Origin of the sequence: Thermodesulfobacterium sp. (assembly GCF_030445475.1) — a bacterium.
Taxonomy (GTDB): Bacteria; Desulfobacterota; Thermodesulfobacteria; order Thermodesulfobacteriales; family Thermodesulfobacteriaceae; genus Thermodesulfobacterium; species Thermodesulfobacterium commune.
Genome location: NZ_JASUTP010000010.1, coordinates 32,989 through 46,932, shown reverse-complemented (window position 1 = coordinate 46,932; position 13,944 = coordinate 32,989). Strand labels below are relative to the sequence as shown.

Annotated in this window: 9 protein-coding genes; 2 read left to right on the top strand and 7 right to left on the bottom strand. The window is 35.4% G+C overall.

Features of this window, described 5'->3' with window-relative positions; genetic code table 11:
* Positions 1-1,782 (top strand): EAL domain-containing protein (locus PWP26_RS04735; RefSeq protein WP_301399065.1); only part of this gene is annotated, 1,782 nt, incomplete at its 5' end.
* Positions 1,783-1,854: 72 nt separating this feature from the next.
* Positions 1,855-5,274, top strand: a complete 3,420-nt coding sequence (mfd, locus tag PWP26_RS04730) for a transcription-repair coupling factor (protein WP_301399063.1) — start codon at positions 1,855-1,857, stop codon at positions 5,272-5,274.
* On the opposite strand, the gene PWP26_RS04725 is transcribed toward mfd, so the two are convergent.
* The 7 genes from PWP26_RS04725 to PWP26_RS04695 are packed head-to-tail and all read right to left on the bottom strand — an operon-like array spanning position 5,251 to position 13,872.
* Positions 5,251-6,102 (bottom strand): PilZ domain-containing protein, encoded by an 852-nt coding sequence (locus PWP26_RS04725; protein WP_038061831.1) that lies wholly within the window; start codon positions 6,100-6,102, stop codon positions 5,251-5,253. The genes mfd and PWP26_RS04725 overlap by 24 nt on opposite strands.
* A gap of 6 nt (positions 6,103-6,108) precedes the next feature.
* Entirely contained in the window at positions 6,109-8,271 is a 2,163-nt protein-coding gene (locus PWP26_RS04720; protein ID WP_038061833.1) for an ATP-dependent helicase, read from the bottom strand.
* 41 nt (positions 8,272-8,312) lie between these two features.
* Positions 8,313-9,518, bottom strand: coding sequence for an ABC transporter permease (locus tag PWP26_RS04715; RefSeq protein ID WP_287568491.1), 1,206 nt, complete (start codon positions 9,516-9,518; stop codon positions 8,313-8,315).
* A complete protein-coding gene (locus PWP26_RS04710) occupies positions 9,518-10,735 on the bottom strand; it encodes an ABC transporter permease (RefSeq protein ID WP_038061839.1) in 1,218 nt (405 codons plus the stop codon). Before PWP26_RS04710 ends, PWP26_RS04715 begins: the two co-directional genes overlap by 1 nt.
* On the bottom strand, positions 10,719-11,408 hold the full coding sequence (locus tag PWP26_RS04705; protein ID WP_235181310.1) for an ABC transporter ATP-binding protein: 690 nt from the start codon (positions 11,406-11,408) through the stop codon (positions 10,719-10,721). The genes PWP26_RS04710 and PWP26_RS04705 overlap by 17 nt, the downstream gene beginning before the upstream one ends.
* The gene (locus PWP26_RS04700; RefSeq protein WP_022855828.1) at positions 11,393-12,592 is read right to left on the bottom strand and encodes an efflux RND transporter periplasmic adaptor subunit; all 1,200 of its coding nucleotides are present in this window, start codon (positions 12,590-12,592) and stop codon (positions 11,393-11,395) included. The genes PWP26_RS04705 and PWP26_RS04700 overlap by 16 nt, the downstream gene beginning before the upstream one ends.
* Entirely contained in the window at positions 12,589-13,872 is a 1,284-nt protein-coding gene (locus PWP26_RS04695) for a TolC family protein (protein WP_301399060.1), read from the bottom strand. The genes PWP26_RS04700 and PWP26_RS04695 overlap by 4 nt, the downstream gene beginning before the upstream one ends.
* Positions 13,873-13,944: the final 72 nt, after the last annotated feature.

The window sequence follows — 13,944 nt, the reverse complement described above, 5'->3', positions numbered from 1 at the left end:
GGGATACCTATCTATAAAGATGGTAATCCTTATTGTGTGTTAGGGCTTTATGCCAAGGAGCCCAATTTTTTTACCGATGAGACTTTAGGGCTTTTAGAGGAGCTTAAAGGAGACATAGAGTTTGCGTTAAAGAGGATAGAGGAGATTAGAAACAATGTTATCATCTCTCAAGCTCTTCTTAAATCTCCGGCAGCTGTATTTATTTTAGACGAAGAAGGCAAGATAGTTTTTTGCAACGAGACAGTGTTGAGGGGATGTGGTAGGTCTTTTAATGAGATTGTTGGTCAATCTATAGAGATGTTTGGTTTTAAGTTATCGGATGGTTCTGATTTTTATCCTGTATTTTTGAAGTTTGTATCTCAAGAAGGAGATAAATTTGAGGATGTATTGTTTTGTTCTATAAAAAAAATATATATGGAGATGAAGATTTATCCCATAGAGATTGGAGGAGGGGTAAGAAGGTTTATTTTTTTAGGCAGGGATGTTAGTAAGGAAAGGGAGTTGATAGCCAAGTTAGAGAAGGTTATGTTAGAGGATCCTTTGATAGGTCTTTTGAATGTTGAAGGTTTTGAGAGGAGGGTTAACAAGCTTTTAGGTGAAGTGGTTGAGGGATTTTTGGTAGTTATAGATATATCTAATTTTACCTACATCAACCGGACTTATAGTTTTGAGGTAGGAAATAGGGTTTTAAAGGAGATTGGTAAGGTTTTACAGGGTATTTTCCCAGGAAGTAAGGATTTGATAGCTCGACTTGGGGCAGATGAGTTTGGATGTTTTCTGAGGAAGGAAGATTATGGAGATGTAAGGGGGTTGATAGATAGGCTTGGTTTGGTTAAGGAGATAAGGGTAGAGGTAGATGGGCAGGAGATAGTGGTTGCTACTAACGTAGGTATTGGTTATTATCCAGGAGACGGAAAAAGTGTAAGGGAGCTATTGGAGAAGGCTTCATTGGCGCTAAGTGAGGCAAAGAGGGGAGGGGCAGGTGAGTTTAGATTTTTTGCTTCACATATGGAGTTAAAGGCCCAGGAGATTATTTCTTTAGACCAATTGTTAGAGAAGGCTTTAGAAAATAGGTGGTTTGTGTTTTTTTATCAGCCATATTTTAGGGCAGAGGATTTGAGGCTGGCAGGGTTGGAGGCATTGGTTAGAATAAAGGTGGATGGTAAGATTTATAATCCTTCGGAGTTTATAGACTATTTGGAGAGGAGCCGGTTTTTACCTAAGTTTGAGGAGTGGATGTTTGAGGAGATAGAGGAAAAGGCAAGGAGGTTTAGGGTTCCGATTTCAGTTAATGTATCAGGGAGGTCGTTTAGTAGGAGGGGGTTTGTTGAGAGGTTTTTGAATAAGTTTAGTGGTGAGGATTTGAGTTTAGAGATAACAGAAAGAGTGTTTATAGAGGATGTGGGGTATGCAAGTGATGTGATAAAGAGGTTAAGGGGAAGGGGGATAAGGGTTTTTATAGATGATTTTGGGACAGGATATTGTGCGTTAAGTTATTTAAGGGAATTGGCTGTTGATGTGATAAAGGTGGACAGGAGTTTTATCCAAGGTGTGGTTGAAAAAAAGAGGGATAGAGATTTGGTAGAGGTGATTGTGTTACTGGCAAGAAGGTTAGGGATAGAGAGTTTAGCAGAGGGGGTTGAAACAGAGGAACAGCTTGATATAGTTAAAAAATTAGGTTTTAATTATGTCCAAGGATTTTTGTTAGAAAAACCGTTGCCAGAGGAAGAACTTCTTTCAAAGTATCCAGAAATATTATCTAAGGATAGTCAGAAAACATAATACCATTGACCTTGATTTTTCGGTTTTTTTAATTAAATTTTTAGCCAGTCTTTAATATGTTTAAAGACTAAGATGAACTCTAAAGTGTTTTTATTTAAAAATTTAGAAAAAATTTTTAATAAAAATCAATTTAAACTGTCTTTAAATTCTGATAACATTGGTTTTTTGGCTTGTTTTGTAGCTGAGGCTATAAGAGGTCCTTTCCCTAAGGACCAGGTTGTTTGGGCTATTTTTCCAGAATTTAGTCAAGCAGAAGAGTTTTTTCAAGCCTTTAAAATTTTTTCTGAAGAAAAGATCGGATTATACCCGGAGATAGATTTACTTCCGTTTAAAGACACCTTGTCTTACTCTCAGGAAGAAACCGAAAGATTGGGGATTCTCTGGAACCTAAATCAATATAAAGTGATAGCAGGAGATGTTTGTAGTTTTCTAAAAAAATTGGTTCCTAAGGAAGTGCTTAAAAAAGAGTATGTCTATCTTATCTTAGGAGAAAAGGTAGATAGAGAAGATCTTCTTTTACGGCTTTTAGACCTTGGATACGAAAGGGTAGGGGTTGTTAGGGAAAAAGGAACCTTTACGGTTAAAGGAGGTGTAGTTGATATCTGGTCTCCTAATTATGAATATCCAGTAAGACTTGAGTTTTTTGGAGACCAGATAATAGGGTTAAAACATTTTAACCCAGAGAACCAAAAAAGCTTTTTAAACTTAGAAGAGATAAGTATCGTTCCTTGTAAAGAGGTTTTTTTGCCAGAAGACTTAAAATCACTTTATCAGAGAATTTTTAGTTTGAAAGGAAAGATACCAGAGGACTATCTGTCTAAGTTGCTAACCCAAATAGAGCAAAAAAGTTTTACCGAAAATCCCGAGTTTTTGTTGCCTATTTTTTATGCTCAACCATCTTCTTCTTTTGATTATTTAAAAAAAACACCCTGTTTTTTGGTATATGAACCGGAGTTAATAGAAAATAAGATAGAAAGTTTTTGGGAAAAGATTCGTATAAATGCCCTTAAAGCTAAGGAAAAGGGGAAATTTTTTTTTGAACCAGAGGATGTTTATTTAACTACTCAAGAATTTTTTAATTACCTGGAAAAAGGTAGTTTAATCAAGGCTGGCAAACTTTTTTGGGTTTCTTCTGTCAATGAAGAGACTTTAAACCTTGAGGTAGGGCAAAAGGAAATAGGGATAGTAGCTCCTAACGAAAGAATTGAGGCAGGGTTTAACCTTTTAAAGGTTTCTTTAGAAGAGGGAGATAGGGTTTGGTTGGTTGTAGGTGATTCTCAGATCTCTCAAACCATTTTAGAGGGATTAAAGTTAAGAGGGGTAGAGGATACCAAAGGGTTAGAGTTTAAACAGGGTTATTTAAAACGAGGGTTTTATCTAAAAGACCAAAAGTTTTGGGTCACTTCAGAAGTTGAACTTTTTGGAAGAAGCTATTTTAGAGAAAAAAGTTCTAAGCAAGGTCTTAAAAGAGCCAAAGGTTATTTTAGGAAGTTTGAAGATTTAAAACCAGGAGACTTAGTGGTTCATAGGGTCTATGGTATAGGAAAATACTTAGGGCTAAAAATATTAAACGTTGAGGGTGTAGAAGGTGAGTTTTTAGAGATCGAATATGAGGGAGGAGATAAACTTTATTTACCGGTATTTAGGTTAGACGAACTCTATCCTTATGTCAGTTTAACCGAAAAACCTCCTAAGTTAGACGCTTTAGGGAAGAAAGCCTTTCTAATAAAAAGGAAAAAGATAGAAAAAGAGCTTAGCGAAGTAGTACAAGAGCTGTTATCTCTCTATGCAGAAAGGAAGGCTTTAAAAAGCTATTCTATTCCTTTTCCTGCTTTAGCTTATGAAGAGTTTAGGGCCACCTTTCCTTATGAAGAAACTTCTGACCAGAAGATGGCTATAGAAGAGATTTTGCAGGATCTTTGTAGTGATAAACCGATGGAGAGGCTTTTGGTAGGGGATGTGGGTTTTGGAAAGACAGAGGTAGCCTTGAGGGCTATTTTTGTTGTGGCTTATTCAGGAAAACAGGTAGCTTTTCTTGTTCCTACTACCATTTTAGCAGAGCAACATTATCGTAATTTTAAACCAAGGCTTGAACCTTTTGGGATAAAGGTTGGGGTTTTATCAAGGCTAAGAAGCGAAAAAGAACAAAAACAAACTTTAAAAGCTCTGGCTGAAGGTGAAATCAAGGTAGTTATAGGTACCCATAGACTACTTTCCCATGATGTAGAGTTTAAAGATTTAGGGCTTATAGTTATAGATGAAGAGCATAAGTTTGGGGTAAGACAAAAAGAAAAATTAAAACGATTGAAAAAAAACGTAAAAGTTCTCTCTCTTTCAGCTACACCCATACCAAGAAGTTTGCAGTTAAGTTTACTTGGGGTTTTTGATCTTTCGGTGATCGAATCTCCTCCTGAAGGGAGAAAACCTATTAAAACCGTTCTAGCAAAATTTGACCCAGAGGTGATAAAATATGCGATAGAAAAAGAACTGGAAAGAGGGGGACAGATTTTTTTTGTAAATCCAAGGATACATGGTCTAAGTTCTTTGGCCAACTACGTTAAAAAATTATGTCCAGGAGTCAAAGTAGAAATCATTCATGGACAGATGCCGTCAGAACTTATAGAGAAAAACCTTTATAAATTTTTAAATAAAGAGATAGATATGTTGGTTTGTACCCCTATTATAGGAAGTGGAATAGACATACCTTCGGCTAATACTATCATCATTAACCGGGCTGACATGTTAGGGGTGGCTGACATTTATCAGTTAAGAGGCAGAGTTGGACGTTCTCAAGAAACAGCCTATGCTTATTTGCTTGTACCATCGTTAAAGAATCTTTCCGAAGACGCACAAAAAAGACTTAAAGCTTTGATGAAGTTTACTGATTTAGGCGCAGGTTTTAAATTAGCTTTGAGTGATTTGAAGATTAGAGGGGCAGGGGAGCTTTTGGGAATAAAACAAGCAGGACATATCAATACGGTAGGATATGAACTATATTTAGAGCTCCTTGAAAATACCATAAAAGCTTTAAAAGGGGAAGATATAGAAGACTGGGAGCCAGAGGTTAACCTAAAGGTGCCTGCCTTTATTCCTAAGGAGTATGTTCCTGAGACTGAAGAAAGATTGAGTTTATACAGAGAGTTGGTGGTAAATAAAACCAAAGAGGATTTGTTAGAGTTTATAGAGCTTTTAAGAGATAAATACGGAGAGATGCCTGAACCTGTAAAAAATTTAGTTAAAATCTATCTTTTAAAAATATACATGAAAGATTTAAAGATACCGTTAGTAGAGTTAAGAGGAAACGAACTCATTTTTCTGATAAAAAAGAAGGAAATATTACCTCGATTTAGAGTCCTTAATAAAAAAGGACTTTCTTTTTATACCAAACAGGATAAAAAAGGGACAAAAATTAGTTTTAAACTTCAAGGTAAAAACCCGATAGACCTTGCGGTTGAAGTTTTAGAAAGTTTAAACGAAGGTGGAAAAAGTTAGTAAAGATTTTATCTTTTTCCAAATTTCGTTTTTAAAAGAAAGTAGAAACATAAAATGGAAATAGGTTGAATTTTGTTCGTATCTAAGATTTCTAAGAGAAGAAAGCAATCCAAACTTGATTTTTTTTTCTTTTGAAGGTATTTCAAATTTTAAATAAAACATAAAAAGTTGGTTTAAATCTTCTTCAGAAAAGGATAATAATAAACTGGGGACCTTAACACAAGCCCCTCCACTACTTATGTCTACCAAAACTCCCATCAAGTTATTTTTAGAAATATAATTTTTAAATACAGGGTCAACGTTATTTTGATTATCTATAACCAGGTCATAAAAGTAGATTTCTTGTGTTTCCTCAAAAAATTTAATATCAAAGTTACTTTCTCTTATCAGGTAATAATCTGATTGCAAAAATTGATTACCTATATTTTTTTGCATTATAGACATAAAAACTGGAATGTTCCCGGATATTTTTATCCTTTCGTCATATCTTGGAGGTAAAATTTCGACCTCTAACCGATTGTTTTCTATTTTTTTGACAAGACATTGGAAAATATATCTTATTTGCCCTTCTTGGAGGATTATCAGTATTATTTTTCCTATCTCAAACTTTGAACTATCAAAGACTTGTATTTCGAGGCTGTTACCTGTTATAGGTTTTATGGTAAGATACTCTACTTTGTGTTGAGAATAAAGAAGAATAGCCTTTTTTAAATGAAAATCAAGATTTTGTTTAATATGTGTGGGAAGGTATTCTAAAGATCCTAAAGAAATGTTTCTTTGTAGTACACTTAAAGTAATTTTTTTGGAAAGTTCAACCCGTTCAAGCATAAGTCCTTAGTTTATAACTTTTTCTAACTTTGTATATTTTAGATTGAGAAGGGTAGGACCTTTTTGCGTAAAATTTACCCTAACCTTTTCTTCACTAAGGACCTCCATTACCTCTCCTAAACCAAAGTGGGGATGTTTTACCATATCTCCTACCCTAAAACGAATGAAATTTTCTGTAAAGCTGATTTCACCTATTTTTTTACCGTTATCTGATTCGTTAGTACCCTTTTTTGGTTCCTCTTTTCTGGAATAAATTCTTACCAAATTGGGAGGTAAATCTTTCACAAACTGAGAGATTCGTGCTAAGGTTTTCCCTTCTCCTCTTACGTAGGTCGTTAAAGGAGATATAAGAAATAGATTTTCTCTTGCTCTGGTTACCGCTACATAAAAAAGTCTTCTTTCTTCCTCTAATTCTTCTTCGTTTTCTAAACTGTAAACCGAAGGAAACCTACCTTCTATAAGTGAGATAATAAAAACAGTATGCCATTCTAATCCTTTGGCGGAATGTACGGTAGAAAGGATTAAATGGTCGGTAAGGCTATCAGGATCTTTTTCTGTTATCTCTATAGGTTCTAACATTAAGTCTGTAAGAAATTCTTCTAAAGTAGTGTATTTTTCGGAAAGGTCTATAAGGGCTTCTATATCTCTTTCTCTTCGGTGATAATCTTCATAATATAATCTTTGAAACACAGGCTGATAAAACTCCCAAACTTTTAGTAAACACTGAGAAGGTTTATCTTTAAAACTATTAACTCCGGTTAGGAGAGAGATTAGATTTTTGAACTCTAAAAAAGAAAATTTATAAGGGAGTCGTTCTAAAGAAAAGAATAGGTCGTTAGAGGTTTGTTTGATAGCTTCCAATATCTTTTCTGCTGTTCTTGGTCCAATACCCTCAAGCAGTAAAAGCACCCTGTTCCAGGACAAAAAGTCTTTAGGATTAACCATTATTCTTAAGATAGAAATGAAATCTTTTATATGAGCTGCTTCTAAAAGTTTTAACCCTCCGTATTTTATAAAAGGTATTCCTCTTTTAGCAAGTTCCATCTCTAAATCAAAAGAATGAGAAGCAGACCTAAAAAGCACCGCCATCTGTGAAAGTTTTATCCCTTTTTCTCTTAGTTCTAAAACTTTTTCTGCGATAAACCTGCTTGAATCTGCCTCATCTTCGGCAAAGAATAAAATAGGTTTTTCCCCGTTTTTTCTTAGGGTAAATAAATTTTTCGTATACTTTAGTTTAGATTTAGCGATGATATGGTTGGCTAAGTCTAAGATAGGTTGTGTGCTTCGGTAGTTTTGTTCCAGTTTAATGATTCTAGTGTTAGGGAAAAGTTTAGGAAAATCAAAAATATTTCTATAATTAGCTCCTCTAAATCCATAAATACTTTGAGAATCATCCCCCACTACCATTACGTTTTGATGCCTTTCTCCCATATATCTGATGATCTCCCCTTGAAGAGTATTGGTGTCTTGGTATTCATCTACCATGATAAACTCAAAACGTTTCCCTACTTCCTCTCTTACTTGAGGAAAGTTTTTAAGTATGGTAAGCCAGTTTACTAAAAGGTCATCGTAATCCATTAGATGATGTTCTTTTTTGTAATTTTGATATTCTATCAAAAGCCTTTCTATCTCGTAATAAAAATCTAAAAACTGGGGATAATGGTTTTTTAAAAGTTCTTCTAAGGTTTTTTGTTGGTTTATCATTTTACTGTAAATGTTTGCTAACGTCTCTTTTTTAGGAAACCTTTTTTTGGCCTCAGCAAGTCCTAAGCTATTCCGCAAAAGATTTATCAAATCTTCAGAATCTCCTCTATCAATAATGGTAAAGTTAGAAGGATAACCCAGAAGATAGCCGTAAAACCTAAGCATGTATTGAGCTATAGAATGAAAAGTTCCTCCCATGATCTTATCACAGTCTATTTTTAAAAGAAGTCCAGCTCTTTGAATCATCTCTTTCGAAGCTCTTTTTGTAAAGGTTAATAGCAATATTTTTTCTGGAGGAACTCCTTGTGCTACTAAATAGGCCATCCTTGAGGTAAGAGTTTTAGTTTTTCCTGAACCTGCCCCAGCTATTACCAAAAGGGGACCAAAAATTGTTTGTACTGCCTCAAGCTGGGCAGAATTTAGGTCTTTTAAAAATTCTAACCGGGTGGTTTTTAACACTTTCATGGGTGTTATTATAACGCCTTAAAGAGGTTTTTACAAGAAGTCTAAAAGGATCTTAAGAGTACTATAGGATCCACCTTAGAGGCTTTATAAGATGGATAAACCCCTGCAAAAATCCCAAAAATTATCGTTAACCCTGTAGAGGTAAGGATAGGAATAACAGGAAATATCAAAGGATAGTTAAAAAGAGGCAACAGGATAAGGGTTAAAACCACTCCTAAAACTATCCCTATAATACCTCCTAATAGGGTAACGATTACACTTTCTATCAAAAACTGTAACAAAATGTCTTGTTCTTTAGCACCTAAAGCCTTTCTTATTCCTATTTCTTTTTTACGTTCATTAACCGCAAGGGTCATGATGGCTGTTACTCCTAAAGCACCAACCACTAAACAAAGAACGGAAATACTTTTTACTAGAGAAGAAAAAAGATTGGTTGTTTGGGTTTTAGCTTGAAGAATATCTTCAGCCTTAACTATGGTAAAATCTTTGTTTTTTTCAGTAACCTTATGCCTTTTAGACAGGATGGAATCGATTTGTTTTTCGATAAAGGAAAGGTTTGAAAGGTCTTCTACTGAGATAAAAATACCTCTTATGTAATCAACGTTGTAAATCGCAGAAATAGCTATGGTATAAGGTATAAGTACCTGATCATCCTGGTCTGCATTGCTAGCATCTATCCCTATAGGACTTAAAACCCCGATAACCTTAAAAGGGAGTTTGTTTATAAGAATGGTCTGTCCTACAGGATTTTCTTTTCCAAAAAGTTGTGCTTTGACCTTATTTCCCAAGATTACCACTTTTTTATAGCTTAAAATCTCGTCTTTCAGAAAGTTTCTACCTTCTTCTAAAGAAAACTTTCTTAGTCTTAGATATTCTTCGTTAACCCCGTTTAAAACGGTACTTACCGTGTTTCCCGCATATCTTACGATAGCATCTCCGGTAAAATAGGGAGAAATAAAGCGGATACCACCTATCTTTCGTAAAGCCTCTGCATCTTCAGGTTTAAGGGTGGTAGTTATCTCTGTTTGAATGGCTCTTCCTGCAGAAACCCTTACGTTTCCAGCCACTACCATCAAAACCTCTGGCCCAAAGGTTTCTATTTCTTTTAAAGTCCTGATTTTAGCTGCCTCTCCAAAGGCGTTCATCAAAAGCAAAGAAGAGACCCCGATGATGATACCGATAATAGACAAAACAAGCCTTAACTTCTTATAAAACAATCCACCCCAAAGTAGTTTGTATTTTAACATCATAGGCTTTTTAATAAGATAGAAGGTTCTATTTGGGTGGCTTTATAAGCTGGGATAAGGCTAAAAATGATGGTGGTCAACATAGAAAAACCAAGGCTTATAAAAAAGGTAGCCCAGGAAAAAAGAGGTTTTAAAGGGCTAAAAAAGGAGATAAGTTGCATCAGCCCTAAACTTAACCACCATCCGATAAAACCACTTATTAAAGCTACTATTAAGGCCATGGTAAGATAATGTTGAATTATGTTAGAAGGGGTTGCCCCTAAGGCTAATCTTAACGCTATTACCGGGGCACGCTCTTCTATGTTAGCATACATCAAGTTCATGATGATCACCCCACTTATCACCAAACTGATTACTGAAATAGCTAATAAAAACACGGTAAGTATCCTAGTGGTTGCTGTAAATCTTTCTATGGCCATATCTGGGGTGATAAGTCTAAAATCATCAGGCTGAATACCATAAAGGTTATGGTTTTGTCTTAGTATGCCACGGATAGTTTCTTTAGCCAGCTCTATGTCTGTGTTTTCTTTAAAAAGAATTTTCATCGCATCCAAATAGTCCTTGTTAAACACCCTTCTCATCGCTGTGGTTAAAGGGATTAAAATCCTTTCATCATGTCTAAAATGTCCAAACGAAGGCTTTGGTTCTAAGATTCCTATAACCTCAAAATATTCCCCACCAATTTTTATTTTTTTACCTATAACCTGTTTAGCTTTAATTTTTTGGGGTACTTCTGCTCCCAAAACGCATACCTTAGCCATGTTCTTTAAATCTTGTTCACTAAAGAACCTTCCTTCTTTGGTATACCAGTTGTTAGCTAAACTATAAGACGGAGTCACCCCTTCTATCCTCATTTTTTCAGAAAAACCTTCATAGGAAACCTCAAGAATACCTCTTACCCAAGGAGAGACAAGCTTGACAAACTCAAGTCTTTCTATGTTTTCTACATCCTTCATTTTCATGGTATCTGTTCTTGTGGTAGTAACCCCTATGATTTTTCCTCCTCCAGCAATAACCAGCATGGCATCTTTACCAAACTGAAGGTTAGCTAATACATCTAAGACCTGTTTTTTCGCAGAGGCTCCTAGGGAATAGATGGTGTTTAAAGCCGTTAAACTTATGATCAAAGCTAAAAGCATAAAAACCAGGTTTATCTTGTTTGAAAGAAGTTCTTTTAATGTATCCTTTAAAAAGGCCTGTTTAAACCTGTTTTTCATCTACAAAAATTCCGTCTGCTATGATTTTTATTCTTTTTCCGTTTTTGGCAATTTCTGGGTCGTGAGTAACCATTATAATAGTAAGTCCTTCGGCGTTTAATTCTTTAAATATGTTCATCACTTCTTTACTGCTTGCACTGTCAAGATTGCCTGTAGGTTCATCTGCCAAAAGCAGTTTAGGATTGGTGATCAAGGCTCGGGCTATTGCCACTCTTTGTTGTTGTCCTCCTGAAAGTTCTTTAGGTTTAGCATGAATTCTTTCTCCTAACCCCAATCTTTCAAGCAAAGAAATAGCTCTTTTTTCATCATCTTTAGAAAATCCTTCCGGTCTATAAAGTAAAGGTAACAACACGTTTTCTAAAGCGGTTGCCCATGGGACTAAATGAAAGGCCTGAAAGATAAACCCCAGTTTCCTATTCCTTATATAAGCCAATTTTTTACTGTCAAACTTACTCACCTCTTCTCCTTCTAAAAAATACCTGCCTGAGGTAGGTTTATCAAGAAGACCTATGATGTTTAAAAGGGTCGTTTTCCCACTCCCAGAAGTTCCCATGATTACTAAAAATTCTCCTTGTTCTACCTCTAAGTCTATTCCTTTTAGAACTTGATAGGAAACCTTCCCAATTTGATAGGTTTTTTGAATATCTTCCAGGATTACTATTTTGTCTCCCACAAACCTACTTCCTCACCTTCTTTCAGCCCTTCTACTACTTCGATTTTTCCTTTGGATTCCCAGCCTATTTTAATTAATCTTTTTTCCCATTTATCCCCTTTTTTTACCATCACAAAATAATTTCCTTGGGGGTCTATCTTTACTGCTTTGGAAGGCACCAGAAGTACGTTTTCTTTTTTCCCGGCTATGATGTTAACCTGGGCTGTCATCTCAGGACGCAGTAGATTTTCATAGGGGTCTAAAATTTCAAGCACCACATCATAAAAAACCACGTTATTTTTGATGATAGCACCAGGGTATATCTTTTTTACTTTAGCCCTAAAGACCTTGTTGGGATAGCTGTCTACGGTAAAAGTAGCCTCTTGACCTACTGAAATTTTTCCTATGTCTGTTTCATCTACATAACATTCTACTTGAAGTCTTGAGAGGTCAACCACCGTAATAAAAGTAGGGGCGTTTAACCCTGCTACCACAGTTTCTCCTTGTTGGGTTGTAACCTCTGAAACCACCCCAGAAATAGGGGAGTAAATAAAGGCATAATTAAGTTTAATCTTAGCTGCATTCCAAACATTTTTAGCAGCCTCTACACTGGCTCTGGCGATGGATAACTGCTTTTCATACTCAGATTTTAAAGCCTCAAGATTAGCTTTTTCATATTCTAAAGTAGATTTTTTTACCTCATAATCTCTTTCTAACCGTTCGAGATCATTTTTTGAAATAAGACCTTCCTGGAAAAGCATCTTGTTTCTTTGAAGTTCTCTTTCTATTTGAAGGAGTTCTGCCATAGATGATTTAACTTTTTTAGTTTGTGCTGAGATCTGATGAGGATAAACCTGTTTTATCTTTTCTAAATTGGCTAAGGCTTCTTTATATTCGTTAAAAGCTCTGTTAACCTCTTCCTGAAGGTCTTGATGTTCTATGATGGCTATAAGTTGACCTGCTTTAACCTTATCTCCTGTGGTAACAAAAAGTTTTTCTACCCTTCCTGAAATCCTTGAGCCTACTTTTACTTGAGCTCCGACCTGAGGTTTTACCGCTCCGGTAGCTGTTACCTCTAAATAAATTGTTCCCCTTTCTACCTTGGTAGAAGAAGAAGGTAAAAGGTTAGCCTTTTTTTCTGATTTTTTCTGACACCCCAAAAAAAACAAACAAACGATCAACCATAAAAACACCCATTTTTTCATAAATCTAACTCCGGAATAACACCAGTCATTCTATAAAGTTCGTAGAAGGAATATATCAAGTTATACTTAGACACTGCTACCTTCGACCTTGCTTCTGAAAGCCGGGCTAAAAGGGTGGTTACATCTACGATGCTTGCTAATCCGGTTTCGTATTTCTTTTGAACTATCCGATAGTCTTCTTCCATACTTTTTAACCAGGCAAGGGCGCTTTCAAAGTTTTCTTTAGCTGTTTGATAGTTTTTATAACTGGTAAAAACTTCCTGTTTTATCTGAAGTTCGGTATTTAACTTTTCTAATTTTTTTTGCTCTAACCCTGTTTTTTCTTTATTTAATTCTGCTATTCGTTGGAAACCTGTAAAAATAGGTAGGGTTATCCGAAAACCTGCCGTAAATTCGTTTTGTTTATCAGGAAAAAATTTATCGTCTACCTGATAATAACTACTAAACAGGTCTACGGTAGGGCCAAACTTTCCTTTTATGCTTTTGACCCGATCTTCTTGAGCTAAAACCTCATTTTCTTTGGCTTTAACCTCTGGCCTTTTTTCGAGAGCGGTTTTAAGATAAAAATTTAAATCTTTTATCTCTATGTTTTTTTCGTCCAAAGGTAAAAATTCTATTTCTTCTACCTTAAGGACATCATAGTTTATTAAGGTAAGAACCTTAGCTTTGGCTATGTCTGCGGTATACTTATAGTTAGTCACGTTAAACTCTGCCTGTTTAACCTTGGCTTCAGCATCAAGCACATCTGCATAAGGAGAAAGACCAACCTCGTATTTCTTTTTGGCTAACCTTAAAAGGGTTTTAGCGTCTTCCAGGTCAACCAACGCAGCTTCATACAAGGCCTTTTGTTTAAAGTATTCTAAATAAGCCTGGATAATGTTTAAAGACACGTCTAACATGGTTTTTTTTACCATAAAATCCTGAGCTGATATCAATTTTAAGGCCTCTTGATAGGAGTACCAGGTAGAAAAGCTTGAAAAAACGTTCCAGTTTAAATAAGGACCAAAAGAATGCACCTCCTGATTAGGCAGCCCCTTACCTGGATCTTTTCTGTCAAACTCGTACTTTAAATATAAAAACGGGAAAAAGCCTGCCCTAACATAGTCTTTATAAAAAACAGAACCTTCCTTACTTTTTATCGCAACCTGTATCTGAGGGTTGTTTTTTAGCCCTATAACAATAAGCTCTTTTAGAGATAATACTTCTTTAGCAAAAACATTGTTTTGAGAGCTTAACAGCCAAAAAAAGAAAAGCAAAAAAAGACCGAGTATTTTCTTCATAAAATCCTCTTATTTTTCGGCTCAAAAATGTGTAAGTAATCACTTAAATATTTATCCTTAAAATCGATTTTG